This window comes from Mesorhizobium sp. RCC_202 (genome assembly GCF_041355295.1).
Lineage (GTDB): Bacteria > Pseudomonadota > Alphaproteobacteria > Rhizobiales > Rhizobiaceae > Mesorhizobium.
The window spans coordinates 214177-238991 of record NZ_JBFUPO010000002.1 but is presented as its reverse complement, the minus strand read 5'-3'; the positions used below and the strand labels follow the sequence as shown (position 1 = coordinate 238991).

The following is a 24815-nucleotide window of genomic DNA, read 5'->3' as shown; positions in this document are numbered from 1 at the left end:
GCGTCCCGCACAAAATGGCGCCGCTCGACCTTTCCTGATCACATCGTCGCCTTGATGCGGCCCTTTCGGATGGCGCAATCGCCGCCGAGTCACGTTTGGAATTCATGATACCGAACAACCGCCTGCCGCTCGTCGCGCCGTCTATCTCGGCTCCTTCGTCGCGCTTCTCGATGTCAGCATCGTCAATGTCGCGCTGCCGCTCGGCCAGAGAAGCAAAACAACAGATGCAGGCGTCAACAAAAACCCGGCCGAAGCCGGGTTTTTCTGGTGTTGAGTGGCTTTGCGCCGATCAGGTCAGCGATCCCGTAAAGCGCTGGATACGGGTGCAGGCTTCTTCCAGCAGCGCGTCCGACGTGGCGTAGGAGATGCGGAAGTTCGGACCGAGGCCAAAGGCCGAGCCGAACACCACCGCCACACCTTCGGCCTCGAGCAGTTCGGCGCAGAACGTCTCATCGGTGTCGATGACCTTGCCTGCCTTCGTCTTCTTGCCGATCAGCTGCGCGCAAGACGGGTAGACATAGAAGGCGCCTTCCGGCGACGGGCACGTGATGCCGCGCGCCTGGTTGAGCATCGACACGACGAGATCGCGCCGCCCCTGGAAGATCGCCTTGTTCTTGGCGATGAAATCCTGCGGGCCGTTGAGCGCCTCGACCGAAGCCCATTGCGCGATCGTGCAGGCGCCCGACGTCTGCTGACCCTGGATCATGTCCATCGCCTTGATGAGTTGGACTGGACCTGCCGCATAGCCGATGCGCCAGCCGGTCATGGCATAGGCTTTCGACACGCCGTTCATGGTCAGCGTGCGCTCATAGAGGCTGGGCTCGACCTCGGCGATGGTCTTGAAGACGAAGTCGCCATAGGTCAGATGCTCGTACATGTCGTCGGTCAGCGTCCAGACATGCGGGTGCTTCAACAGCACATCGGCCAGCGCGCGCAGTTCGGCTTCCGTGTAGGCGGCGCCCGACGGATTGGACGGCGAGTTCATCAACAGCCACTTGGTCTTCGGCGTGATCGCCTTCTCCAGCACGGCCGGTGTCAGCTTGAAGCCGTTGTCGATCGAGGTGTCGGCAAAGACAGAGGTGCCGCCGCAGATCGCCACCATCTCGGGATAGCTAACCCAGTAGGGGCGCGGAATGATGACCTCGTCGCCGGGGTTCAGCGTCGCCATGAAGGCGTTGAACAGGATCTGCTTGCCGCCGGTGCCGACGATGGTCTGCTCCGGCCGGTAGTCCAGGTTGTTCTCGCGCTTGAACTTTTTGGCGATCGCCTCGCGCAGCGGCACGATGCCCGAAACCGGCGGGTATTTGGTCTCTCCGCGGCGGATCGCTTCGATCGCCGCGTTCTTGATGTTGTCGGGCGTATCGAAATCCGGCTCGCCGGCGCCGAGGCCGATAATGTCACGGCCGGCATTTTTCAGCTCGCGCGCTTTCTGCGTCACCGCGATGGTCGCGGAAGGCTTAACGCGGGAAAGGGCGTCGGCGAGAAAGGCCATGACAAAATGTCTCCTAGGAAAGCGGCCACGAGCGGCCGCGGCGCTTCTCATGTCGCAACATGGCGGGAAGCGCAAGCATTGTTGGATGAGCCAGAGGTCAAGGAGGCGTGACCATGGTCAAGCCCGCGTGAGCGGCAACGCTAAATTCATCAACGACCGGTAAACCCTTGACTGGCACGATCGCAGGTTGAATTGCGAAACGAGGAACCTTTGTCGCGCAGCATCGGGCTTGCCCACATCATCCGCAACGATGACGGCACCTCCAGTGGTGTCTGGGGCATCTATACGCTGCAGAGCGCGTTTCAGCCGATCTTCGCCTTTAAGGAGGGCAAGCTTTCGGTCGCGGCTTTCGAGGGCCTGATCCGGCCGTTTCGCAATGGCGAGCCGCAGTCGCCGGGGGCCTTCTTCGGCACATGCCCGGCCGCCGACAGGCTGCATATCGAAGCGCTGACGCGGACGCTGCATCTTTTGAACGCTGGCGCCTGCCTGCCGCAGGAAGCGTCGATCTTCGTTAATTTCGACCCGTCGGTGTTCACCGATCGCAGCATTGCCGATAAGGCGTTGCGCGACATGCGGCTGGTGCTGCACGAGGCCGGTATCGATGCGCGTCGTATCGTGTGCGAGGTGACCGAGCAGAAGTCGGCCTCGCAGGAAACGCTCTACAGTTTCGTCGAGGCGCTGCGGGCCAATGGCTTCCGAATTGCCGTCGACGATTACGGCGCCGACGATTCCGACATCAACCGCATCAAGGAACTCAAGCCCGACATCGTCAAATTCGACGCCCAATGGATCACGCAATTGATGGAGTCCGGCGCCGGTTTCGCGTTGCTGACGGCCATGGTGCAGAGTTTCGAGAACCAGGGCATCCGCACCGTGTTCGAAGGCATCGAGGAAGGCTGGCAATTGGAGCTCGCCGAGAAATCCGGCGCCTCGATGGTGCAAGGCTATGTGCTCGCCCGGCCGGAATTGGCGCCGACCAGCTTTCGCGTTTTCGGCAAGGGTACCGAGCCGCCCCAGGTCGGGGAGAGCAAGATTTCGCCCGCTGCGACCCCGGGCCCGGTTTCGCCGGCGCGACCGGCAAGGGTGTTCGGGCGCAAGGTCGCGCCATGACCGGACATACCGAAAGGCGGCGCAACGCCGCCGAGGCGATCTTCGCCGACGAGATCGGCATCCAGTTCGGCGTCTATGGCGAGTTCCGGCTGTGGAGCGCCTATCAGCCGATCTTCGCGCCGCAGGGCAGGGTGCTGAAGCCTGTGGCCGTCGAAGGACTGATCGAGCCGCGCCGTGTCGCGCAGCCCGTGGCGCCTTCCGTCTTCTTCGACAGTGTGCCGCAAGCCGACCGTTTGTTCGTCGAGACGATGTGCCGGATGCTGCATCTCGGCAATTACCGCAACATTGGCGCCGATGGGCTGACGCTGTTCTTCAACTACAATCCGATGATCAACGATCACCTCGGGCGGGCGCTGGCGGAAATCCGGCTGATGACCAGGCATCTCGGTGACTTCGACCTGCAGCCGGGCCTGCTTGTGTGCGAAATCACCGAACAGGCGGCCGACGATGGCGTCCTGATCAGCCTGGTGCACGAGATGCGGCGCCACGGCATCCGCATCGCGATCGACGATTTCGGCACCGGACATTCGACCGAGCAGCGGATCGGCCTGCTTGCGCCGGATATCGTCAAGATCGACGGCACCTGGTTCGCCGAGTTCTGCCGCCATGCCGCGGCCGAACGCTTCTTCCGGCCGCTGGTCTCGATGCTGCACGACCGTGGCGCCAAGGTGCTGGTCGAAGGCATCGAGCGGGCGACGCATCTGCGTGTCGCGCTGGATGGCGGGGTCGACCTCCTGCAGGGCTTCCATCTTGCCCGCCCGGCGCTCGCCGGCACGATCTTCAATGAAGAGCCGCTGTCCATCGACGCGCTGCTTGGCACCGACAACAAGGTCGTGCCCCTGCATCAGCGGCGCTGATGCGGGATCCCCAGAAACACATCAGCATCGCTGATGCTTTCCCCCAAGAACAAATCACTGGATGAGCTGCGCTGAAGCGCGGTAGAGCCTGCTATCGACGCGCGAGGTGACGGCATGATCCTTTACGACATGAGCGACAGCGGCAATTGCTACAAGCCGCGGCTGTTGATGGCCAAGCTCGGCATCCCCTTCACCCGGGTCGAGGTCAGCTCGCATAGCGGCGACACGCGCAAGCCCGATTATGTCGCCAAGAATCCGAACGCGATGGTGCCAATGCTGGAGCTCGACGACGGCCGGCGTATCGCCGAATCCAACGCCATCCTGCTCTATCTCGCCGAAGGCACCCGCTTCCTGCCGGCCGATAAATACGAGCGCGGTCTGGCCTATCAGTGGCTGTTCTTCGAGCAGTACAGCCACGAGCCCTATATCGCCGTGCGCAAGGCGCTGCTGACATTCCCCGAAAGAGCGAAGGACGCCACGCCCGAACGGCTGGCGGCGACGCTGGAGCGCGGCAACAAGGCGCTCGGTGTGATGAACAGGCACCTGGAGCAGAACGCGTTTTTCAGCGGCGGTTCTTACAGCGTCGCCGACATCGCGCTCTACGCCTACACCCACACCGCCGAGAAAGGCGGCTTCCAGCTCGATGCCTATCCGGCCGTGGCGGCCTGGCTGAAGCGCGTCGAGCTGGATAAGGGGCACGTGCCGATCGAGTGGATGGGGTAGGAAGCGACTTCTGCGATTGGCGAAACCTTCGGCGACAGCGTCCTTCTCCCCGTTTACGGGGAGAAGATGGCGGCAGCCAGATGAGGGGCAGCGCCAGCTTTTACAAATTGATCTGTGACGGGTAGTCCTGAAATGTTGGCGCCGCCCCTCATCGCCCTGCCGGGCACTTCTCCCCGTATAGTGACGGGGAGAAGAAAGCAGCTTCGCCCCGACTCCAGACAAACAAAAAGGCGGGATAAATCCCGCCTTCCCATTTCGGTAGCCTGATCGGGAGCGTCCGGTCCGGGCTGGCAGCTATCTGCTGTTCCAGCGTGTCGGTTCTTTCGCTCCGGCGCGCTTATCGCGCGACCGTCAGTACATCCGTGACTTGCCGCGCGCCCCAGGCTCTCGCCCAGTGCGCGCCATTCGCAAAAATCAGGCTGCCTTGCTCAGAGACCCAGCGGCGGACTTGCCGGTGCGGCGGTCCTGCTCGATCTCGAAGTTGATTTTCTGGCCTTCGACGAGGCTGGTCATGCCAGCCCGCTCGACAGCGGAGATGTGGACGAAAACGTCCGCGCCGCCATTGTCAGGCTGGATGAAGCCGTAGCCCTTGGTGGCGTTGAACCACTTGACCGTACCAGTTGCCATCTAAATGCCCTTCCACATTTGCTTACGTTTGACCGGACCAACGTCCGGCCGGTTGCATCGAAATTTTGGAGATAGACGTCAGCAAACGCGAGGTATCGCGAGGCCCGATCGATCGGCCAAATTCAATGGGACGCATATAGGATGATTTTGCCTAGAAAACAAGATGGTCCGCATGGGCGCCGACAGCAAACCGCCGGAACCGAACAGAAGTATCGAAGGAAGTTTTGACACGCGCCGCGCGTTGTGGAGGGATGAACATGCTCGCCGTTCTGGAGGGGTCGTCGTTTTACAAAACGTCGAACCGCTCTAAATTCTGCTTTGACGCAATTCCAGACGGAAAACCGCTGCGCACTTTTCCTGGAATTGCTTTGGGAGAGGAACCATGAAAACCATTCTGCTTGCTGCTTGCCTCGTGCTGGTGGCCGCCGAGGCACAGGCCGTCTCGCGCTACGACCCGACCCGCATGAGCTGCGATCGGGTGCAGGCGACGATCGCCAGGCAAGGCGCGGTCATCCTGCGCTACCAGTCGACACGTGTGCCAGGCCTGCCGCTCTACGACCGCTATGTGCGCGACGAGCGCTTCTGCAACATGGGCGAGGTGCGGTCCCGCGCCTATGTGCCGAGCGCCGACACCAAGTCCTGCGCGGTCTATGTCTGCAAGCGGCCGGATTTCGACCATTTCCGTCGCCGATTCCCCCACCGCCGCTAAGAGTTCATTTGGAAACTCTACTCACGTACTACAAGTACGCTCCGCTCCGGTTCTCGATGCCACCGCCATCTGACTCGCGGGAGCGAGTTTCGAAACGGACTCTAAGTGCGGCGCCCTCAGAACCCAAATGACGCCTGCGCGGCGGGCGGCGGGCCGACGCGCACGCCTTCCATGGCCAGCATCTTTTCCTTGGTGGACGAGCCGCCCGGCGCCGAGAAGCCGCCGATCTTGCCGCCTGCCGCCAGGATGCGATGGCAAGGGATGACCAGCGGCACCGGGTTGGCGCCAAGAGCGGCACCGGTTTCGCGGGCAAGTCCGCTGTGGCCGGCGCGTTTGGCCAGCTCGCCATAGGTGGTGGTCTCGCCGAAGCCGAGTTTGCGCGCGGCGCCGTAGATGGCGAGGCGAAAATCATCGACGCCGTCAAGGTCGACCGGCACGCCGGAGAAGTCGATATCCTCGCCGGCCGCATAGGCCTTGATCGAAGCGATCAGCTCGACGATCCACCCTGGCTGCTCCGTCGAGGTGGAGACGCCCGGGTGACGGAACAGTCGGCGCTCGACCGTTTCGCGGCTGCGCTCGGGCAGGCAGACGCGGATCAGGCCCTTTTCGCTCCAGGCTATCGCCATGAAGCCGATCACTGTTTCTAACACTGCGTGGCCGGCCGTGATCTCAGAGGTGGGTTTCATGGCGTGTTCCTTCCGTAAAACGGCGAAAAACGAGTACATATCCGGAACAATATGGCATCTCGGCCCTGTTCTTGCCACCCGAAAACCGCCGACCGGCCCCGATTGCCGGGTGTGAATCGCTGGTGTAAGGACTCCTTAACAACCCGACAAACCGGACCCGCACGGCTTGCCAGTTAAGATCATCATCACCGCGGTGGGCGTGCTCGTTGCAGCAGCCGGTCTCAGCGGCTGCAACACGACCTCGCAAATGAAGGCCGCGCCCACGCTTGCGGCGGCGTCGACGCCTGTTGTCGCGGACGATACGCCGACCCTCGCTTTGCCGGAAACCGTAGCGGTGCTGCCGGAACCGTCCGGCCTGGCGCAGGTGCAGACAGCGGCCTTGGCCGGCGATGCCGTGGCCTTGGCGACGACCCCAGGTGCGCCCGCGACGCAAAGCGCGCTTTTGCCGCCGCCTGTACAGCCCGGCGCGCCGCAGTCCGCAATGATATTGGCGCAGCCCGCGGCCTTTGCCGGCGCGACGCCTGTCGCGGGCAAGTTTCCGCCGCCGCCGGTGCTGATGGCCGGCGCCTCGCCGACCGGCCCCGGCGCGCTCAAACAGGCAGCGGTCTACACCACCGCCGGCGTCGCCATGCCGGTCACTGGCCAGACGGCCAAGATCGCGCCGATGCCTGGCGTCCAACAGGTCGCTTATGTTTTGCCGGACAATCCGGCGCTGCTTGCGCCACCCGGCCAGACGGAACAGCACGCCTCCGGCCCGCGCGCCGAGATCGAGCGGCTGATCGAGAAATATTCGGCGATCTATGAAGTGCCGGTCGAACTGGTCCGCCATGTCGTCAACCGTGAAAGCACCTTCAACCCGAAAGCCTTCAATCATGGCCATTGGGGGCTGATGCAGATCAAGCACGCGACCGCGCGCGGCATGGGCTATGCCGGGCCGGCGACCGGTCTGTTCGACGCCGAGACCAATCTCAAATACGCGGTGAAGTATCTGCGCGGCGCCTGGCTCGTCTCCGGTGGCAACGCCAAGCGCGCCGACATGCTCTACCAGACCGGCTATTACTACGACGCCAAGCGCAAGGGCCTGCTCGAGGCGACCGGCCTCGGCGTCGACCGCAAGCGGCACCGCCTGCCACCCGACGCCTGAAGCCGATGTTCGGACGGGCCCTGAGGGACCCAACGATATCCGGCCGCGCAAGATCCTCGACGATAGCCTGATAACGCCGCGCTGGCCGGCTGGCTTTGCCATGCGCCGCTTCGAACCGGCCGATGCGATCGCCCTGCATGCGCTGCTCGACCTAGCCTATAGCAAAGGCGCTGAAGCACCGTTCGACGCGTGGTGGCCAGCCGTCTCGGGCGACGCCGAATTCGACCCGGCGTTGTGTTTCCTCGTCATCGATGCCAGGGATCGGTTGGCGGCAGCGGCTTTGTGCTGGGCCTCGGCTTTCGTCAAGGACCTTGTCGTCCATCCCGAAGCGCGCGCCACGGCATCGGCGAGGCGCTGGTGGGGCGGGTCTTTGCCGCCTTTCGCGACCGCGGCGCCGCGCATGTCGACCTCAAGACCCATAGGGTGGAGCACGCCGCGGCCGTCAGGCTCTACGAACGGCTCGGCATGATCCGGGTCGCCTGGGAAGGTTAGATCTCCGGCTTTTTCAAGACATTGTCAGCATTGCTGTCGCCGCAAACTTTATTGTCAGTGGAGAGCGCAGCGACAGGTTCTGTGATGTGCTTCACATCGATCGATCATAAGTAAGCGATAATATAAAGTCGTCATGCAGTGCCTACCCATTACTATTTTTTCCTACCCATCAATATTTTCTTCAAAAGCGATTTCATCACGGAGGGACGACACTATGGCAGGCCCGAATCTTAGGCAGAGAATTGGACATGGCTTCGTTAGCCGGCAGGTTTTTGCCGAAGCCGCGATTGTAAAGGAAGCCCAGGCCGATAAGGCACAAGCCGCGCCGGCAGCACCCAAAGGCCTGGCCAAGGCCAAGGGATTGGCGGCGGCCAAGGTCACGCCTGGCGGCAAGCAAGGGTCAGGCTTCTTCGATTTTATGTTCAAGGGACTTCCCGCCTTCAGCGCCAGCGACGCCGACCTGCAGACGCTGGCGAACGCGATGAAGGAGACGGCTGTCGTCGACCAGCCCAATCCCGACCCGCTGGACAACACCAAGATCCCGTCGGGATTCACCTATCTCGGCCAGTTCGTCGACCACGACATCACGCTCGACATGACGCCGCTGAGCAGCGCGCTCGCCGATCCGGAAATGGTGAAGAATTTCCGCTCGCCGAGCCTCGACCTCGATTGCGTCTACGGCGCCGGCCCCGGGCCGCATCGCTTCCTGTTCGCGCGCGGGCCAGGGCCCGGCGGCGCTGTCGTGGATACGCCGAAACTTCTGATCGGCACCGCGCAGGCCTCCAGCGAAAACAGCGACCGTCCAGGACAACAGGTGCCGGAATTGCCCAACGACCTGCCGCGCAACATGCAAGGCGTCGCGCTGATCGGCGACCATCGCAACGACGAGAACCTGATCGTCGCGCAGCTGCATCTGACGTTCCTGAAATTCCACAATGCGGTGATCGACCATCTGAAGGCCAACGGCGTGCCCGACGACACGCTGTTCGAGGAAGCCGCGCGCACGGTGCGCTGGCACTACCAATGGATGGTGCTGCACGATTGGGTGGAGCGACTGACCGGTCCCGGTTTCGTGGCCCAGGTTCTGCACGAAGGCCGCAAATTCTACCGCTTCCAGACCAAGCCATTCATGCCGTGGGAATTCTCGGCGGCCGCCTATCGTCTCGGACACTCGATGGTGCGCGAAAAATACAGCCACAACCGTATTTTCCGCACGCCTTCTCCACACCTTGCCGAAGGAACGCTCGGCTTGCTGTTCCGCTTCACCAATCTTTCGGGCTCGCTCTCCAGCAGCGTGCCCGGCAACGGCACCTTGCCCAGCGACTGGGTGATCGACTGGCGCCGCTTCTTCGAATTGCCGCCGCCGGCGAACAAGGCGCAGTTCGAGTTCAACTTCTCGCGCCGGCTCGATCCGCTGCTGACGCCGGCGCTGCACAATCTGCCTGGATCAGGCGGACCGGGCGCGCCGCCAAGCCTCGCCTTCCGCAACCTGAAACGCGGCGTGCGCATCGGCCTGCCGTCCGGACAGGCGGTGGCCAAGGAGATGCGCAAGCAGATCGCCTTCACGCCGCTGACCGAGGACGAGATCGCCAGCGGACCCGACGGCGCGGTGGCGAAGTCGCTCGGCTTCCACAAGAACACGCCGCTCTGGTACTACGTCCTCAAGGAAGCGCAGATAAAGGGCGGTGCCGAGCGGCTCGGACCGGTCGGCGCGCGCATCGTCGGCGAAGTCTTTGTCGGCCTGGTGCAGGGGGACGAAACCTCCTTCCTGTCGAAGCCGGGCTGGAAACCCGACCTGCCGGCGGCAACGCCCGGCACTTTCCTGATGACCGACCTGTTGAAGTTCGTCGCCAAGGCGGCCGATCCGGCCAATCCCGACAAGGCGCTCAATCCGATCGGCGACTGATGTTTTCGGCGCCTGTGCGGATCCCGAAACTTCCCGGAATCCGCACAGGCATTGTGAATTCCTTCACATAGGCTGACGTTAGGGCATGCTAATTCGTCGTCGTGCCGGGCGGCCGATCGGCGGATCGACGCGGGCAAGGCGTCGGAGGGGGCTGTGCCGGCATGCGTCAGCCACTCCCAGGCGGGCTCCGGGGCGGTGGGTTTCGGAGCCCGCCCGCTTTCGTGCAAAGCCCATGGAGGAGATGTCCGCCTTGGCTCCGTTCACCGTCAATACACAGCGCTTCGATCCCTACAAGACCTACCGGTTCCGGCTGAAATGGGACGGCAAATACGTTGCCGGTATCTCGAAGGTCAGCGGACTGAAGCGCACCACCGAAGTCATTGAACACCGCGACGGCGGCTCTCCCGGCAACACGCGCAAATCGCCAGGCATCACCCGCTTCGAGCCGATCACCATCGAACGCGGCGTGACCCATGACCTCGAATTCGAGCGCTGGGCGAACAAGGTGTGGGACCTGCAGAACGGCCTTGGCGCGGAAGTGTCGTTGAAGGACTTTCGCAAGGACATCATCCTCGAATTCCTCAACGAGGCCGGCCAGGTGGCGCTCGTCTACAGGATCTTTCGCTGCTGGCCGTCCGAAGTCCAGATGCTGCCCGAGCTCGATGCCAACGCCAACGCCGTGGCTATCCAGACCATGAAGCTGGAGAACGAAGGCTGGGAGCGCGACACCGATGTGGTCGAGCCGACCGAGCCAAGCTTCGCCGATCCACCGGCCTGATCGTCACGCCACGGAACCGAATGCGGCGCTCCGCATTCAACGCAGGGCGGGGGTGCTGACGAGCTGACGACGCGCGGACATCCGTCTCGCCGGCCTTGAAGCGAGATCGGCCGCCCCGTGAAGTTCTTTCCCGCATTTCTGGCATTCATGACCACCATCCTGCTTATGGTTGCTCCGGTCCATGCGGTCGAGCTCTCGATCGTGTCGGGCGACACCGGCAATGGCATCAAGGTGCTGCGCGAGATCCTCGACCGCTTCGAGAAAAAGAGCGGCAACAAGGTCGACATCGTCGTCATCCCGCCTTCGACCACCGACCAGTTCGGGCAATACCGGCTGTGGCTTGCCGCCGGCAGCAGCGACATCGACGTCTACCAGACCGACGTCATCTGGGCGCCGCAGCTGGCCAGCCAGCTCGTCGACCTGACGGAGGCGACGAAAGACGTCGTCGGCGCGCATTTTCCATCGATCATCAAGTCGCAGACCGTCAACGGCAGGCTGGTTGCCCTGCCGATCTTCACCGACGCGCCGGCGCTCTACTATCGCAAGGACCTGCTCGACAAATACGGCGCCAAGGTACCGGCCACCTGGAAGGAGCTGCAAGACACCGCCAGGCTCGTCATGGATAAGGAGCGGGCCGCCGGCAACAAGGGCATCTGGGGCTATGTCTTCCAGGGCAATGCTTATGAAGGGCTTACCTGCAACGCGCTCGAATGGGTGATGTCGAACGGCGGTGGCGGAATCGTCGAACCGGACGGAACCATCTCCATCAACAACCCCAAAGCGGCGGCCGCGCTCGACATGGTGAAAGGGTGGATCGGCACCATCGCGCCGCCAGGCGTGCTCGCCTATCAGGAAGAGGAGGTGCGCGGCGTCTGGCAGACCGGCAATGCCGTCTTCATGCGCAACTGGCCCTATGCCTACGCGCTCGGCAACAGCGAGAATTCGCCGATCAAGGGCAAGTTCGACGTGGCGCCGCTGTCGGCGGGCGAAGGTGGGCGGCCGGTCGCGACGCTCGGCGGCTGGAACCTCGCCGTCTCGAAATATTCCAAACATCGAGACGCGGCGATCGACCTGGTCAAGTTCATCGCCTCGCCCGAAATGCAGAAGTACCGCACGCTGAAGACGTCCAACCTGCCGACCATCGCGGCGCTCTATGACGACGCCGACATCGCCAGGCAGCAGCCGATCGTGCCGCGCTGGAAGCCGATCTTTCTCGATGCTCAGCCGCGGCCCTCGGCGACCGCCAGGATCAAGTACAACGAGGCATCGAGCGAGTTCTGGACCGCGGTGCACAATACCTTGTCCGGCGAGGGCGACGCTGCAGACAATCTCGCCGATCTCGAAGCGAGGCTGACCAGGCTGAAAGGCAAGGGCTGGTGACCGCGACGCCGGCAAGGCGATCGGCCTTGATGCGCCAGCGCGTGCGCACCGCATGGCTGTTTGTCGCGCCGATGCTTCTGGTGCTCGCCGCCGTCGCCGGCTGGCCGCTGTTGCGCACCGTCTATTACAGTTTCACCGACGCCTCGCTGGCCGATCTCGATGCCCGGCAATGGGTCGGCTTCGACAACTACTTCTCGGTGCTGCGCCTGCCGAGCGGCCGGCTGCTCTATGACGGGCTGCTCGCCGATCCCGCCTGGTGGCGCGCGGTGTGGAACACGATGCGCTTCGCCGTGGCGTCGGTGGCCTGCGAGACGGTGCTGGGCATGATCGTCGCGCTGGCGCTCAACGCCGAATTCCCGGGACGCGGCATCGTCAGGGCGGCGATCCTCATTCCCTGGGCGATCCCGACGATCGTCTCGGCCAAGATGTGGCAATGGATGCTCAACGACCAGTTCGGCATCATCAATGTCGTGCTGCTCAACCTCGGCCTGATCGATGCCAAGATCGCCTGGACCGCCAGCGCCGACACGGCGATGATCGCCGTGCTCATCGTCGACATCTGGAAGACGACGCCGTTCATGGCGCTGCTGATCCTGGCGGCGCTGCAGATGCTGCCGCGCGAGATCGTCGAGGTCGCAAGGCTCGATGGCGCGAGCCCATGGCAGGTGTTCCGCTGGGTGACCCTGCCGCTGATCCGACCGGCGGTGATGGTGGCGGTGATCTTTCGCGCGCTCGACGCGCTGCGCATCTTCGACCTGATCTATGTGCTGACGCCCAACAATGTCGAGACCAAGTCGATGTCGATCTTCGCGCGCGAGAACCTGTTCGAGTTCGACAAGTTCGCCTATGGCTCGGCCGCCTCGACGCTGCTTTTCCTGATCGTCGGCCTGCTTACGATCGCCTATATCCGGATCGGCCGGCTGAGCCTGGATGGAGGTCGCTGACATGAAACTGGTGAAGCGCGCCGGCTTCTACCTGCTGCTTCTGGCGATCGTCTTGGTCGCGGTGTTTCCGTTTTACTATGCCATCGTCACCAGCCTGAAATCAGGAACCGAGCTGTTCGAAGCCGGCCTGTGGCCGCGATCGTTTAGCCTCGCCAATTACCGCAACGTGCTGACCGAAGGGCCCTTCCTGCGCAATCTCATGAATTCGCTGATCGTCTCCGGCGCGGTGGTGGCGATTTCGCTGCTGCTCGGCGTAACCTCGGCCTATGCGCTGGCGCGCATCCGTTTCCGCGGTCGCTCGCTGCTGATGCTCGCCATCCTGTCGGTCTCGATGTTTCCGCAGGTGGCCGCTCTGGCCGGCCTGTTCGAGATCATCCGGGCGCTGCACCTCTACAATTCGCTCTTGGCGCTCATCCTGTCCTACATGATCTTCACCCTGCCGTTCACCGTCTGGGTGCTCACCACCTTCGTGCGCGACCTGCCGGTCGAGATCGAGGAAGCGGCGATCATCGATGGCGCCGGGCCATGGACCATCCTGACGCGAATCTTCTTGCCGTTGATGTGGCCGGCGCTGGCCACCACCGGGCTGCTCGCCTTCATCAGCGCCTGGAACGAGTTCCTGTTCGCGCTTACCTTCACCTCCACCAATACGCAGCGCACTGTGCCGGTGGCGATTGCGCTGCTCTCCGGCAACTCGCAGTTCGAAATCCCCTGGGGCAACATCATGGCCGCCTCGGTGATCGTCACCGTGCCGCTGGTGGTGCTGGTGCTGGTCTTTCAGCGCCGCATCGTTTCGGGTCTCACCGCCGGCGGGGTGAAGGGCTGACGATCGCTGGATCGTTTCAGATGTCCGGCGCGTTGCCGACCTTCTTCTTCATGTCGAGCGCCCAGGCGCGGCCCTCGTCGCCGCCCCATAAAAGCCAGGCGATGTAGCCGGCCGAGGGATTGTCCTCATTGCCGTAATTCTTACCCTTTTTGTCGACCTCGTGGCGGGCGAAATAGCTGACCATGCGCCGGATGGTCGAGGGCGCCAGGCTTTTGCGGTGCTTCAGCTCGGTCGCCCGCGCGACGCCGATCTCGGTGCCGCCGCGGCCGAATTCTGCACGCAGCCGCAGGCCCTTGGCGGCATTGTCGGCCACCGCTTGCGGGCAGCGCAGGTCGATCTCGTCGCCGTCGGTCATTTCTCTCCCCGTTCCCATGGTTTTAGCCAACGAGAAGGAATGCGGCAAAGCAATGCCGGTTCCGGGAATGAAAAATGTCGGAACCAGCCCCGGCGGCACGTCCTTGGACTGTAGAGCAACGCGCGCCGGGACGCCGGCGCGACGGCCAAGGAGAAGATCATGATCACCTTTCCCAACGAATCCGCCAAGTACCGCACCGCGCGGGAGAAACTTTTGCAGAAGGAAATCGAGCTGCGCCGCGCCATGGAAGCCGTGGCCGTGGCCAGGCGCGCCTTGCCGCCGGGCGGGTTGGTGCCGCAGCACTACGTCTTCGATGCGCTGGATGCCGGGGGCAAGGCGGCGAAAGTGAAATTGGCCGACCTGTTCGCGCCAGGAAAAGACTCGCTGATCGTCTACCACATGATGTTTCCGCGTCATCCGCAGGAAACGCGCGATGTGGCGGCAGGCGGCGAGACGGCGAAGCTTGCCCGGCAGGACCAGCCATGTCCCTCCTGCACGGCGCTGCTCGACCAGTTCGACGGCGCGGTGGGTCATCTCGAAGGCGCCGGCTTCAACTTCGCCGTGGTGGCCAAGACCGGTCTCGACAATCTCACCGCGCTTGCCCGCGACCGCGGCTGGCGCAACATGCGGCTGGTGTCGTCGGCCGGCAACAGCTTCAAGCGCGACTACAATTCCGAAACGGCGGACGGCGCGCAGATCCCGCTGCTGTCGGTGTTCCACCGCGACGCCGACGGCATCCGCCATTTCTGGTCGTCGGAACTCGACTTCGCGCCGTCGGAGCCGGGGCAAGATCCCCGCGCCATCGGCACCTGCGAAATCCTGTGGAACCTGATGGATTTCACGCCCGAGGGAAGGCCGGACTGGCAGGAGCAGCTGCAATATGCCGGGCAGGCGGCGGCGTGCTGCCACTGACGGCGCGGCAGGCGTTCAGCCCGCGCGCTTTCAAGCCGCCTCAGGCAACCCAGGGGCCGATGGCGCGTTGGAAATGGCAGAGGGGCTGTTTCGGATGGAGATTTCAGATGAAAACGCTGCTCCCCCTGGTCGCCGTCGCGCTCTTTGCCGGCGCGCCGGCTGCGCTCGCCCAATCGGACGACACAAATACAGACGCGGTCGGGCCGATGGTGACCGACAGCAAGGTCGATACCCAGACGTTCGTCATGACGGTGCCCAACGCCAACGCGTTGGAGATCCAATCGAGCAAACTGGCCGAGCAGAAGTCAGCATCCGCCGACGTCAAGGCTTTCGCCGCCCGGATGATCAAGGATCACACCAAGGCCGGTGAGGATTTCAAGGCGGCGCTGAGCCAGGGCCAGACCACGGCGTCGATCAAGCCTGCAGCGCCGGGCCTGCAGCCGAAGGAGCAGCAGATGCTCGATGAGCTGAAGGGCGCCAGCGGCAAGGATTTCGACGCCAAATACATCAAGATGCAGACCGATGCGCACAGGGACGCCGTCGCCCTGTTCAGCACCTATGCGCAATCGGGCGACGACCCGGCGATGAAGGAATTCGCCAAGAAGACGCTGCCGGTGCTGAAGATGCACGAGAAGCACGTGAAGGACCTGGCGGTCGCGCATCAGTGAGGGGCGGGCGGCTAATCGGCTAATGACGGCGCTCTACGGCCCCCCTCCTGCCGGACATCTCCCCCTCAAGGGGGGAGATCAGCAGCTCCGGCGCCTCGCCTTTCCTGCAACGTTGGAGATTGGCGAAAGCCGGGGCGACATCCAATCTCCCCCCTTGAGGGGGAGATGTCCGGCAGGACAGAGAGGGGGGCGAAGGAACGCGGCGTTGCGCATTTCCCTCCAGCCTTGGCAAATGCCGAACCGCCCCGTTGGCCCCTTCGTCTTGAGCCAGTCTGCGTTAAATTCCTCGCATCAACCCGCGAGGCCCCCATGCCCAAAATCGACCTATCCACAGTCCCCATCCGCAGGGCCTCGCCTTATCCCGCACCCTTCGACCAACCCTGCGCCACCCGCACCCGGCAGCGCCTCGGCGATGCCGGCGGGCTCAGCGACTTCGGCGTCAACCTGATGACGCTGCCGCCCGGCGGCTGGTCGAGCCAGCGTCACTGGCACAGCCATGAGGACGAGCTTGTCTATGTGCTGGAAGGCGAACTGACGCTGGTCGAGGATGGCGGCGAGACGCTGCTCAAGGCCGGCGATAGTGCTGCCTTCGCCAAGAACAGCGGCAACGGCCATCACATGATCAACCGGTCGACGGTTACGGCGCGCTACCTGGAGGTCGGCTCGCGCGATCCGGACGACGTCATTACGTGCTCCGACATCGACATGATGAGCCCGAATTCGGATGGACGGTTTTTGCACAAGGATGGGACGCCTTATCCAGGGCAGGGGTGAGGCTGGACCATGCGTCGGCGCTGGCGTTCCACCGGCGGAAGGATAAGCTCGCGGCAGCGATAGGTAGGCGCCAAGGCCCCCTCATCCGTCCGCTTCGCGGCCACCTTCTCCCCGAGGGGGAGAAGAGGGAAGCGCTGGCGCTCGTAGTCTCCTCTCCCCGCCGGGGAGAGGTCAGCCGAGCGAAGCGGAGGCTGGGTGAGGGGCTGTGGCGCCAACCTCCGCAAACAAAGGGAGGACCACCATGGACAAGGAAGTCATCGAAGTATCCGTGATGTCGGCGAAAGTGCGCGCGCTCGGCCTGCCGTGCTCGACGGCGGTGCGGGCCAACGGCTTCGTCTTCATCTCGGCGACGCCGCCGGTCGACATGGTGACCGGCGAGATGGTGCGCGGCGACATCGAAACGCAGACCGAGGCGTCGCTGAAGGCGCTGAAACATTGTCTGGAAGCGGCCGGCACCTCGCTGGAGAACGTGGTGATGGTGCGCATCTACGCCGTCAATTCCGGCTTCTACAACGCGATTAACCGGGTTTATGCGAAGTATTTCAGCGTGAACCCGCCGGCGCGGAGTTTTGTGCCGGTGGCCTCTTGGCCGATGGAGTTTGATATCGAGATTGAGTGCGTGGCGGTGGCTTGAGAGCAAAGCAGCACGCGTGTTGTGGCTGAGCACCGACAGGCTTCAAGATGGTATTTATCGTCTAGTGCTCACGCGGCCTGAATGTTAGGCAATATTTCTTTTATTGCTGCTGAAACGTCTGGTGCGGTGTTGTTATAGAGGGCTCTAACAATCCATTGTTCGAATTGGGCTTTGGTTGTTCCCTTGATCTTGCAGGCGATCGCCATGATTCCTTTGTTGTCGAACCATCGCAACACCGCAGCGGGATCGTGGGCAGCAAGACCCTCTGCAATGCTGGTCTGTGCCATCCCGGCGACTGAGGTCACGTCGAGAGAGCTTGTTTGATCGGCATAGGCCTGGGCAATGGCGGCCACATCGCTCTCGCCGCTTAGATCTATCTTTTTGAGGATGCGGTCAATTCTTCGCTTGCAGTAGCGAGCTATTACAGGTTCTTGGTGCTTGGGGTCAGCTGCTTGGTCGAAAAGTTCTCTGTACGCATTAAGTAATTTTTCATGTAGTGCCTCACCTGAGAAACCCTCAAAGCGAGCGATAGCTTCAGCTACACTTGGCAGGAGAAAGATATTCTCGATCTCTGATACGGGCAGTATCTCGATACCTTTGTTAGCTAAGAACTGCCTCTCGCTTTCGTCGTAGGCGTCGGCATCGACGATCCCGGAACATGTAACGCGGGTAAAACTTGCGTTTGCACGCATCGTCACAACTGAATGGATGACTTCTTCGCAGGAACCCCTCGGAATCACTGTCCATTGGGGGTAGCAAGCTCTAAATATTGCCTTATCCAGGCTCCCAACCCCACCTTCGACAAATAGGATGGGCTTTCGGCTTCCTAAAATAAGGGTGGTCAGTTCCTCGCTGAAACCGGTATCTTCGGGAACGCTCTCGACTGTCCAGCCTGCGGCTGGCGTATACTCGCGCAGGACTAACTTTTGCCCTTCACGGGAGGCGACGAATTCTAGATCGTGAGTGATGAAGACCATTGCGCAGTCGGGACGGGCAGCTTCGAGTTCGTCCCATAAGCGAGACATGATGGAACGATGAATGTGAAGTTCGGGCTCGTCGAAAATGATTAAATTGTTAGATGCGGCCAAAAGTGTCTGGCCGATTAGGTAAAAGATAGCTCGTTCCCCGTCACTCATTTCTGCGGCAGGATAGGTGTCGATGGCACCCGTTACCGACACGCGGATATCGTCGGCTGTAATGTTCAATTTCCGGTGGGGTAGAATCCGGTCCCAAATTTCAATTAACTGTTCAAACTTAGTAGAACGAGCAACTACTCCATTCCCATCCCTTGAGTTTTTGTGGGTCTCAAGGGACGTATTCGCTTGTTCCGCGAAGAGTGCCTGCAAAACAAAGTCGTAGTCATTCAGCATTTGAGTTGCGGGAGCACTTCCCCAACGCTGGCCGATACGATGGTTGAGAGTTGCGTCTTCGCGAGGGTAGCCCGTCCTCAAGGCGAGAATTGCGATGCGCTCACTTACTTTGGCGATGCCCGGATTAAGATTAAGTGCGCGATGAGCCGAAATGCGGTGGGCATTGGCGCCGAGCACGTCCTCAATCCGTACAGCCAGTTTGGTTTTGCCACCTCCGTTCGCACCCACAAACAGAAGGGAAGTGCCCTCTTCGACCTCAAAGTCCATTTCGCCCGAAGGCGTAGGGATCGAAAACTTGAAAGTCACAATTTTCACCATCTTGATGCGTGAAGTAATATGCGAATTTCAGTCCAAGAGATTCAATCATCTTGACCCGATGAGAAGGTCGTTTGAGAGGCATGCGATGATCGAGTCCACTAACCGATAGCTGTGCGCAAGGCATATATTAGGCAAAATACTCCTGCAGCGGCCTGACCTCCAGGCTCCCTGCCTTCAGCGCCGCGATCGCCTCCGCCACGGCCGCAGCCCCAGACAGCGTCGTGTAATACGGCACCTTCTGCATCAGCGTCGCCCGCCGCAGTGACTTCGAGTCCGACACCGCCTTCTGGCCATCCGTCGTGTTGAAGACGATCTGGACCTGGCGGTTGCGGATGGCGTCTTCGATGTGGGGGCGGCCTTCCAGCACTTTGTTGATCTTTTGCGCGTCGACGCCGTTTTCGGCGAGGAAGCGGGCGGTGCCGGAGGTGGCGAGCACCTTGAAACCTTGGCCTGCGAGGCGTTTTACGGCCGGCAAGATGCCTTTCTTGTCCTCGTCGCGGACCGAGACGAACAGCGTGCCGGAGCGCGGCAGGTCGACGCCGGCCCCTAACTGGCTCTTGGCGAAGGCCAGCGCAAAATCGCGGTCGAGGCCCATGACTTCGCCGGTCGAGCGCATTTCCGGCCCGAGCAATATGTCGACGCCGGGGAAGCGGGCGAAGGGGAAGACAGCTTCCTTGACCGCGATGTGGCCGGGATTTCTCGCGTCAGGCATGGCGCCATAGTGCGAAAAGGCGTCCTCCAGCGTCTCGCCGGCCATGATGCGGGCCGCGATCTTGGCGATCGGACGGCCGATGGTCTTGGCGACGAAGGGCACAGTGCGCGATGCGCGCGGGTTGACCTCCAGCACATAGACCGTGCCGTCTTTGATCGCGTATTGCACGTTCATCAGGCCGCCGACATTGAGCGCGCGGGCCAGCGCCGCGGTCTGGCGCTCCAACTCGTCGACGAGGTCCGACGGCAGCGAGTGGACGGGGAGCGAGCAAGCACTGTCGCCTGAATGGATGCCGGCCTCTTCGATGTGTTCCAGAATGCCGGAGACAAAGGTCGCCTTGCCGTCGCACAGGCAATCGACATCGACCTCGATGGCGCCTGACAGATAGGTGTCGAACAGCAGCGGGTTCTTGCCGAGCAGCGTGTTGATCTGGCCGGTCTTGTCGTTGGGGTATTTCTGCTTGATGTCCTCCGGCACCAGGCCGGGCACGGTGTCGAGCAGGTAGCTCTGCAGCATGCCCTCGTCATGGATGATCTGCATGGCGCGGCCGCCGAGCACATAGGACGGCCGCACCACCAGCGGGAAGCCGAGCTCGCCGGCAACCAGGCGCGCCTGCTCGACCGAATAGGCAATGCCGTTCTTCGGCTGGCTGAGATTGAGCTTGTGCAGCAGCTTCTGGAAGCGGTCACGGTCCTCCGCCAGATCGATCATGTCGGGCGAGGTGCCGAGGATCGGGATGCCGGCCTTCTCCAGCGCGTCGGCGAGCTTCAGCGGCGTCTGGCCGCCGAACTGGACGATGACGCCGACCAGCTCGCCGGACGCCTGCTCGGCGCGCAGGATCTCCAGCACGTCCTCCGCCGTCAGCGGATCGAAATAGAGCCGGTCGGAGGTGTCGTAGTCGGTCGACACCGTCTCCGGATTGCAGTTGATCATGATCGCTTCATAGCCGGCGTCGCGCAGCGCGAAGGCGGCGTGGCAGCAGCAATAGTCGAACTCGATGCCCTGGCCGATGCGGTTCGGGCCGCCGCCGAGGATGACCACCTTCTTGCGCGACGAAACGCGCGCTTCGTTGGCGAGTTGGCCGACGAAGGGCACCTCATAGGTCGAATACATATAGGCGGTCGGCGAGGCGAATTCGGCGGCACAGGTGTCGATGCGCTTGTAGACCGGATGCACGTCGAGCTTCTGGCGCGCCTTCTGGACGGCGTCGGCATCGGTCCTGGTCAGCGAGCCGAGGCGGGCGTCGGAAAAGCCCATCGCCTTCAGCATGCGCAGGTTTTCGGCATCCTGCGGCAGGCCATGCTCGCGGATGCGCGCTTCCATGGCGACGATGCCGGCGATCTGCTCGAGGAACCACGGGTCGATCTTGCACATGGCGTGCACGTCCTCGAGCGACGTGCCCATGCGGATCGCCTGCGCCACCATGCGCAGCCGGTCCGGCGTCGGCGTGCCCAGCGCGGCGCGGATGGCGTTGCGGTCGTCGGCGTGGTTGGCGGTCGCGGCACCGTAGCCGAGGCCGGGAATCTCGATCTCGTCGAGGCCGGTCAGGCCGGTTTCCAGTCCGCGTAAAGCCTTCTGCAGCGATTCCTGAAAAGTGCGGCCGATGGCCATGACTTCGCCGACCGACTTCATGGCGGTGGTCAGCACCGGCTCGGCGCCGGGGAATTTCTCGAAGGCAAAGCGCGGGATCTTGGTGACGACGTAATCGATGGTCGGCTCGAAGGAGGCCGGTGTGGCGCCACCGGTGATGTCGTTTTCCAGCTCGTCCAGCGTGTAGCCGACGGCGAGCTTGGCGGCGACCTTGGCGATCGGGAAGCCGGTCGCCTTCGAGGCCAGTGCCGACGAGCGCGAGACGCGCGGGTTCATCTCGATGACGACCAGGCGACCGTCGGCGGGGTTGACGGCGAACTGCACGTTGGAGCCGCCGGTCTCGACGCCGATCTCGCGCAGCACCGCGATCGAGGCGTTGCGCATCATCTGGTATTCCTTGTCGGTCAAGGTCAGCGCCGGCGCCACGGTGATGCTGTCGCCGGTGTGCACGCCCATCGGATCGAGGTTCTCGATCGAGCAGATGATGATGCAATTGTCCGCCTTGTCGCGGACGACCTCCATCTCATACTCCTTCCAGCCGAGCACGCTCTCCTCGATCAGCACTTCGGTGGTGGGCGAGGCGTCGAGGCCGGATTGGACGATGTCGTAGAATTCGGCGCGGTTGTAGGCGATGCCGCCGCCGGTGCCGCCCATGGTGAAGGACGGGCGGATGATGGCCGGCAGGCCGACATGGTCGAGCGCCTGGGCGGCGATCGCCATGCCATGGGAGATGTAGCGCTGCTTGCGGTCACCTTCGCCGAGGTTCCAGCGGGTTTCCAGCGCGTCGAGCGCGGCATCGAGATCGGCAGGGGCTTCGGCTTTGACGGCGGCGCGCTCGGCCTCATGTGTCTTGCGGTCGGCGTTCTTGACGTCGGTGGCGTTGGCCAGCATCGACTTCGGCGTTTCGAGCCCGATCTTGCTCATCGCCTCGCGGAAAAGCGCGCGGTCCTCGGCCTTGTCGATGGCATGCGCGTCGGCGCCGATCATCTCGACATTGTAGCGGTCGAGCACGCCCATGCGGCGCAGCGACAAAGCGGTGTTCAGCGCCGTCTGGCCGCCCATGGTCGGCAACAGCGCGTCCGGCCGCTCCTTGGCGATGATCTTGGCGACGACTTCGGGCGTGATCGGCTCGATATAGGTGGCGTCGGCCAGCTCCGGGTCGGTCATGATCGTGGCCGGATTGGAATTGACCAGGATGACGCGGAAACCTTCCTCCTTCAGCGCCTTGCAGGCCTGGGTGCCGGAATAGTCGAATTCGCAGGCCTGGCCGATGACGATGGGGCCGGCCCCGATGATCAGGATCGACTTGATGTCGGTGCGTCTTGGCATGTTCGAAAATCCGTTCGGCGAGCGGCTTCACACGAAAAACCGGGACGGGAAGACCCGGCCGGTTGTGCTTGCGATTCTGGTATCAGGCTAGGAGGGCCTTATAGGGAAGAGTTTTGCGGGATGTAACCCCGAAAATGAGGGGAGTAGGGGAGTAGGGGAGTAGGGGAGTAGGGGAGTAGGGGAGTAGGGGAGTAGGGGAGTAGGGGAGTAGGGGAGTAGGGCCGGTCTTCCCTGCTGACTACTGACTATCGACTACTGACTAGCTCCTAATCCCCCAGCGCGAGCGTGTCTGTAATCTCAAACCGCTCCGACACGCCGACGCGGATCATGTTGAGGCTGCCTTCGCGGGTGAAGCGGAACTCGTCCGGCGAGTCAGAGCCGCTTGGCTTGCCGTCATGGAAGGCGATGACGCGGCTGCCGCCGTCCGGCCAGGTCACGGTCACGGTGCTGTCGCCGCCTGTGTGCGCGACACTTACCTCGCAACGGGTCATCGGCTGGCCGACATGGCGAGCGCAGGGGATGCCTGCGTCCGAGGCAGGGGAGTCGGACTCGCCGTTTGCCGCGGCCGCGAAAGCGAGACCGTAAGCGTCTTGCATGGCGGTCCTGCCGATCTCGGCAGCGGATGGCTGCGCGGCCGCCTCGCCGTTGCCCAGGCGCGCTGCTATATCACGCTGTGGCTCGTCGGGAAGCGGTTGAGACGTGGCCGTTGCAGCCGCTGGCGCGGCGGTGTCTTCAGGCACCGGTGCCGGGTTGGTGGGAGTCAGGTAGCGCGCTGGCACCCAGCCGACGAGGTTCGGGTTCTTGAGGTCCTCGACCTTGCACCAGGCATAGCCGTTGACAGTGTTGCAGCCGTAATTCTTCAAACTCGTGCCGCTCGGCAGGCGTGCCTCGGTCTTGCCGAGCGCCGAGGCGGTGGCGCGGATGTTGAGCAGGTCGTCGGGCGCCAGGCCGCTGACGATCGAAATGATCGGCTCCGAGGCATTGGCTGGCGCCGGCGCTTCCTCGGCCACAGCCGGCAGCGCCGCGAGAAGCAGCGGAGCGGCAATCAGCAGCGTCTTTGGGAGCGTCAGTTCGCGCCTCATCACCTGGCCGTGGGCGACAGATTTTCGTTGTAGCAGGCCATGTCCATGGGACGACCGGCCGCCGAGGCGGCTTTATAGGGGACGAGACGGCGCCATGTCATCCGCAAAAATTCCCGTCTAGCGGCGTATCCATTTTTCGTCCGAGCTTCGACATGAGCTTCGTTCAGTCCTGATCTTTCATGAATCCGGTACGCAGCGCCTGCGCCCATTCCGACCGCTTCGGCCTGTCTGGCGGCGGCTTCGTGATCATAGGTCACGGCGATGCTTTCGAAGCGGCTGGGGCGACCGTCTTCCTCGAGTTCGACGATGCCATAGCGCGCATGCGGCGAGCCCTGCTCGGAAACATGCGCCGGCGGTGTGTCATCGTCATAAGCGGGACAGCCGACGCTGCCCGGATTGAAGATGATCGGGCCGCCGGGGATCGCGATCAGCTCGCTGCGGTGGCTGTGGCCGCACAGCACCACGCGGCAGGCCGCATCGAGCGACTTCAGCCGCCGCCTGATCGCGGCCAACGGCGCGCGCACCAACCGGCCATCGACGATGGCGTCGGCAAGGTATTTTTCGTCATGGTCGGGCCGGGCGTGGAAGGCGATGACACCGGGCACGATCTCCAGCGTCAGCGGCAAGCTGAGAAGTGTCTCGCGCTGTTGGGCGGTCAGTTGCTCCTGGGCGTAGCGGTCGGACGGCCACATGGTTTCATCGGCCGGATCCTGCGCCACGCGGCGGTCGTGGTTGCCGCGCACCGTCGGCAGGTTGAGCGCCTGCAAGCGTCCCATCGTCTCGCGCGGCCACAGCGGTCCGGAGACGCAATCGCCGAGGTCGACGGTGATATCGGCGCCACCGCGCCGCTCGAGATCATCGAGAACGGCATCCAGGGCGCGCACATTGCCATGGATGTCGGCGAGGACGGCTATGCGCATCAAGCGTCGATTTCAGGGACGGTGCCGACAATGGGCAATGCGGGATCGCCATCGGCAGCCGCGATCACGCTGTCGAGCAGGCCGGGAAAGCGGTTGTCGAGGTCGTCGCGGCGCAGCGTGATCAGCCGGCTGGTGCCGACCGCTTCGGCGCGGGTGACGCCCGCTTCGCGCAGCTTGGCCAAGTGGTAGCTGAGATTGGTCTTGGAGGCGAGGTCGAGGAATTTGCTGCAGTTCATCGGCACGCCTTCCTTGCTGGCGAGATAGCGCACGATGGCAAGCCTGGTCGGATCGCCGAGCACGGCAAGCACGATCGGCAGGCTGATCTGGTCAGTGGTTGGATGAGGCAAGGTCATGACCCAGAATTAAGCACAAACGCAACCAACTTCAACGCATCTCCTCCGTTAGCCGGTACACATGCCCTGGCGGTTTCCGGGCCTGTCCTGACACAGGGCTGTCAGCAGGGTTCAGCTATTTTGC

At 62.9% G+C, this 24815-nt stretch carries 23 protein-coding genes and 1 pseudogene; 15 read left to right on the top strand and 9 right to left on the bottom strand.

The window, feature by feature from the left end; all coding sequences use genetic code 11:
- Positions 1 to 289 precede the first annotated feature (289 nt).
- Positions 290 to 1492 (bottom strand): pyridoxal phosphate-dependent aminotransferase, encoded by a 1203-nt coding sequence (locus AB6802_RS05375; RefSeq protein ID WP_371008984.1) that lies wholly within the window; start codon positions 1490 to 1492, stop codon positions 290 to 292.
- A 210-nt stretch (positions 1493 to 1702) separates the two neighbouring features.
- Between AB6802_RS05375 and AB6802_RS05370 the strand changes: the two genes are divergently transcribed.
- From AB6802_RS05370 to AB6802_RS05360, 3 genes are all read left to right on the top strand, one after another.
- Positions 1703 to 2602 carry an EAL domain-containing protein gene (locus tag AB6802_RS05370; RefSeq protein WP_371008983.1) on the top strand — a complete coding sequence of 300 codons (900 nt, stop codon included), beginning with the start codon at positions 1703 to 1705 and terminating at the stop codon, positions 2600 to 2602.
- Positions 2599 to 3459, top strand: coding sequence for an EAL domain-containing protein (locus tag AB6802_RS05365; RefSeq protein WP_371008982.1), 861 nt, complete (start codon positions 2599 to 2601; stop codon positions 3457 to 3459). The genes AB6802_RS05370 and AB6802_RS05365 overlap by 4 nt, the downstream gene beginning before the upstream one ends.
- Before the next feature lie 114 nt (positions 3460 to 3573).
- On the top strand, positions 3574 to 4182 hold the full coding sequence (locus AB6802_RS05360; RefSeq protein ID WP_371008981.1) for a glutathione S-transferase family protein: 609 nt from the start codon (positions 3574 to 3576) through the stop codon (positions 4180 to 4182).
- A gap of 414 nt (positions 4183 to 4596) precedes the next feature.
- Here the strand turns inward: AB6802_RS05360 and AB6802_RS05355 are convergent, their stop codons facing one another.
- A complete protein-coding gene (locus AB6802_RS05355; protein WP_140821395.1) occupies positions 4597 to 4809 on the bottom strand; it encodes a cold-shock protein in 213 nt (70 codons plus the stop codon).
- A 382-nt stretch (positions 4810 to 5191) separates the two neighbouring features.
- Between AB6802_RS05355 and AB6802_RS05350 the strand changes: the two genes are divergently transcribed.
- Entirely contained in the window at positions 5192 to 5518 is a 327-nt protein-coding gene (locus tag AB6802_RS05350; RefSeq protein WP_371008980.1) for a hypothetical protein, read from the top strand.
- Between the two features lie 116 nt (positions 5519 to 5634).
- On the opposite strand, the gene AB6802_RS05345 is transcribed toward AB6802_RS05350, so the two are convergent.
- Positions 5635 to 6204, bottom strand: a complete 570-nt coding sequence (locus tag AB6802_RS05345; protein ID WP_371008979.1) for a methylated-DNA--[protein]-cysteine S-methyltransferase — start codon at positions 6202 to 6204, stop codon at positions 5635 to 5637.
- Between the two features lie 166 nt (positions 6205 to 6370).
- On the opposite strand from AB6802_RS05345, the gene AB6802_RS05340 reads away from it, so the two are divergent.
- From AB6802_RS05340 to AB6802_RS05310, 7 genes are all read left to right on the top strand, one after another.
- Positions 6371 to 7348: a transglycosylase SLT domain-containing protein gene (locus AB6802_RS05340; protein WP_371008977.1), complete on the top strand. Its 978-nt coding sequence runs from the start codon at positions 6371 to 6373 to the stop codon at positions 7346 to 7348.
- Positions 7349 to 7537: 189 nt separating this feature from the next.
- Positions 7538 to 7840 carry a GNAT family N-acetyltransferase gene (locus AB6802_RS05335; protein ID WP_371008976.1) on the top strand — a complete coding sequence of 101 codons (303 nt, stop codon included), beginning with the start codon at positions 7538 to 7540 and terminating at the stop codon, positions 7838 to 7840.
- 214 nt (positions 7841 to 8054) lie between these two features.
- Complete coding sequence (locus AB6802_RS05330) at positions 8055 to 9746, top strand: heme peroxidase family protein (protein ID WP_371008975.1); 1692 nt, start codon at positions 8055 to 8057, stop codon at positions 9744 to 9746.
- A gap of 250 nt (positions 9747 to 9996) precedes the next feature.
- The gene (locus AB6802_RS05325; protein WP_371008974.1) at positions 9997 to 10524 is read left to right on the top strand and encodes a phage tail protein; all 528 of its coding nucleotides are present in this window, start codon (positions 9997 to 9999) and stop codon (positions 10522 to 10524) included.
- Between the two features lie 117 nt (positions 10525 to 10641).
- Entirely contained in the window at positions 10642 to 11904 is a 1263-nt protein-coding gene (locus AB6802_RS05320) for an ABC transporter substrate-binding protein (RefSeq protein ID WP_371008973.1), read from the top strand.
- A gap of 29 nt (positions 11905 to 11933) precedes the next feature.
- The gene (locus AB6802_RS05315) at positions 11934 to 12848 is read left to right on the top strand and encodes a carbohydrate ABC transporter permease (protein ID WP_371009318.1); all 915 of its coding nucleotides are present in this window, start codon (positions 11934 to 11936) and stop codon (positions 12846 to 12848) included.
- A gap of 1 nt (position 12849) precedes the next feature.
- Positions 12850 to 13674, top strand: a complete 825-nt coding sequence (locus tag AB6802_RS05310) for a carbohydrate ABC transporter permease (RefSeq protein WP_371008972.1) — start codon at positions 12850 to 12852, stop codon at positions 13672 to 13674.
- A 16-nt stretch (positions 13675 to 13690) separates the two neighbouring features.
- Here AB6802_RS05310 and AB6802_RS05305 read toward each other — a convergent pair whose 3' ends face one another.
- A complete protein-coding gene (locus tag AB6802_RS05305) occupies positions 13691 to 14029 on the bottom strand; it encodes a hypothetical protein (RefSeq protein WP_371008971.1) in 339 nt (112 codons plus the stop codon).
- A gap of 159 nt (positions 14030 to 14188) precedes the next feature.
- Between AB6802_RS05305 and AB6802_RS05300 the strand changes: the two genes are divergently transcribed.
- The 4 genes from AB6802_RS05300 (at position 14189) to AB6802_RS05285 (ending at position 17017) form a co-directional block, all read left to right on the top strand.
- Entirely contained in the window at positions 14189 to 14941 is a 753-nt protein-coding gene (locus AB6802_RS05300) for a DUF899 family protein (RefSeq protein WP_371008970.1), read from the top strand.
- Between the two features lie 107 nt (positions 14942 to 15048).
- Entirely contained in the window at positions 15049 to 15609 is a 561-nt protein-coding gene (locus AB6802_RS05295; protein WP_371008969.1) for a DUF4142 domain-containing protein, read from the top strand.
- Positions 15610 to 15918: 309 nt separating this feature from the next.
- A complete protein-coding gene (locus AB6802_RS05290) occupies positions 15919 to 16383 on the top strand; it encodes a cupin domain-containing protein (RefSeq protein ID WP_371008968.1) in 465 nt (154 codons plus the stop codon).
- A gap of 241 nt (positions 16384 to 16624) precedes the next feature.
- Positions 16625 to 17017, top strand: a complete 393-nt coding sequence (locus AB6802_RS05285) for a RidA family protein (RefSeq protein ID WP_371008967.1) — start codon at positions 16625 to 16627, stop codon at positions 17015 to 17017.
- Between the two features lie 68 nt (positions 17018 to 17085).
- On the opposite strand, the gene AB6802_RS05280 is transcribed toward AB6802_RS05285, so the two are convergent.
- The 5 genes and pseudogenes from AB6802_RS05280 to AB6802_RS05260 form a co-directional block, all read right to left on the bottom strand.
- Complete coding sequence (locus AB6802_RS05280) at positions 17086 to 18705, bottom strand: AAA family ATPase (RefSeq protein WP_371008966.1); 1620 nt, start codon at positions 18703 to 18705, stop codon at positions 17086 to 17088.
- Positions 18706 to 18832: 127 nt separating this feature from the next.
- Positions 18833 to 22336: a carbamoyl-phosphate synthase large subunit gene (gene carB / locus AB6802_RS05275; protein WP_371008965.1), complete on the bottom strand. Its 3504-nt coding sequence runs from the start codon at positions 22334 to 22336 to the stop codon at positions 18833 to 18835.
- 266 nt (positions 22337 to 22602) lie between these two features.
- Positions 22603 to 23418 (bottom strand): SH3 domain-containing protein, encoded by an 816-nt coding sequence (locus AB6802_RS05270; RefSeq protein ID WP_371008964.1) that lies wholly within the window; start codon positions 23416 to 23418, stop codon positions 22603 to 22605.
- 163 nt (positions 23419 to 23581) lie between these two features.
- Positions 23582 to 24338: pseudogene (locus AB6802_RS05265) on the bottom strand (metallophosphoesterase).
- A complete protein-coding gene (locus AB6802_RS05260) occupies positions 24338 to 24691 on the bottom strand; it encodes an ArsR/SmtB family transcription factor (RefSeq protein ID WP_371008963.1) in 354 nt (117 codons plus the stop codon). The pseudogene AB6802_RS05265 and the gene AB6802_RS05260 overlap by 1 nt, the downstream one beginning before the upstream one ends.
- Positions 24692 to 24815 lie beyond the last annotated feature (124 nt).

Bases quoted from the DNA above. Each gene is read 5' to 3' on its own strand.
- AB6802_RS05375 (WP_371008984.1), bottom strand. From the start codon at position 1,492: ATGGCCTTTCTCGCCGACGCCCTTTCCCGCGTTAAGCCTTCCGCGACC.
- AB6802_RS05285 (WP_371008967.1), top strand. From the start codon at position 16,625: ATGGACAAGGAAGTCATCGAAGTATCCGTGATGTCGGCGAAAGTGCGC.
- AB6802_RS05350 (WP_371008980.1), top strand. From the start codon at position 5,192: ATGAAAACCATTCTGCTTGCTGCTTGCCTCGTGCTGGTGGCCGCCGAG.
- AB6802_RS05355 (WP_140821395.1), bottom strand. From the start codon at position 4,809: ATGGCAACTGGTACGGTCAAGTGGTTCAACGCCACCAAGGGCTACGGC.
- AB6802_RS05315 (WP_371009318.1), top strand. From the start codon at position 11,934: ATGCGCCAGCGCGTGCGCACCGCATGGCTGTTTGTCGCGCCGATGCTT.
- AB6802_RS05305 (WP_371008971.1), bottom strand. From the start codon at position 14,029: ATGACCGACGGCGACGAGATCGACCTGCGCTGCCCGCAAGCGGTGGCC.
- AB6802_RS05260 (WP_371008963.1), bottom strand. From the start codon at position 24,691: ATGACCTTGCCTCATCCAACCACTGACCAGATCAGCCTGCCGATCGTG.
- AB6802_RS05310 (WP_371008972.1), top strand. From the start codon at position 12,850: ATGAAACTGGTGAAGCGCGCCGGCTTCTACCTGCTGCTTCTGGCGATC.
- AB6802_RS05360 (WP_371008981.1), top strand. From the start codon at position 3,574: ATGATCCTTTACGACATGAGCGACAGCGGCAATTGCTACAAGCCGCGG.
- AB6802_RS05280 (WP_371008966.1), bottom strand. From the start codon at position 18,705: ATGGTGAAAATTGTGACTTTCAAGTTTTCGATCCCTACGCCTTCGGGC.
- carB (WP_371008965.1), bottom strand. From the start codon at position 22,336: ATGCCAAGACGCACCGACATCAAGTCGATCCTGATCATCGGGGCCGGC.
- AB6802_RS05300 (WP_371008970.1), top strand. From the start codon at position 14,189: ATGATCACCTTTCCCAACGAATCCGCCAAGTACCGCACCGCGCGGGAG.
- AB6802_RS05345 (WP_371008979.1), bottom strand. From the start codon at position 6,204: ATGAAACCCACCTCTGAGATCACGGCCGGCCACGCAGTGTTAGAAACA.
- AB6802_RS05330 (WP_371008975.1), top strand. From the start codon at position 8,055: ATGGCAGGCCCGAATCTTAGGCAGAGAATTGGACATGGCTTCGTTAGC.
- AB6802_RS05270 (WP_371008964.1), bottom strand. From the start codon at position 23,418: ATGAGGCGCGAACTGACGCTCCCAAAGACGCTGCTGATTGCCGCTCCG.
- AB6802_RS05365 (WP_371008982.1), top strand. From the start codon at position 2,599: ATGACCGGACATACCGAAAGGCGGCGCAACGCCGCCGAGGCGATCTTC.
- AB6802_RS05290 (WP_371008968.1), top strand. From the start codon at position 15,919: ATGCCCAAAATCGACCTATCCACAGTCCCCATCCGCAGGGCCTCGCCT.
- AB6802_RS05295 (WP_371008969.1), top strand. From the start codon at position 15,049: ATGAAAACGCTGCTCCCCCTGGTCGCCGTCGCGCTCTTTGCCGGCGCG.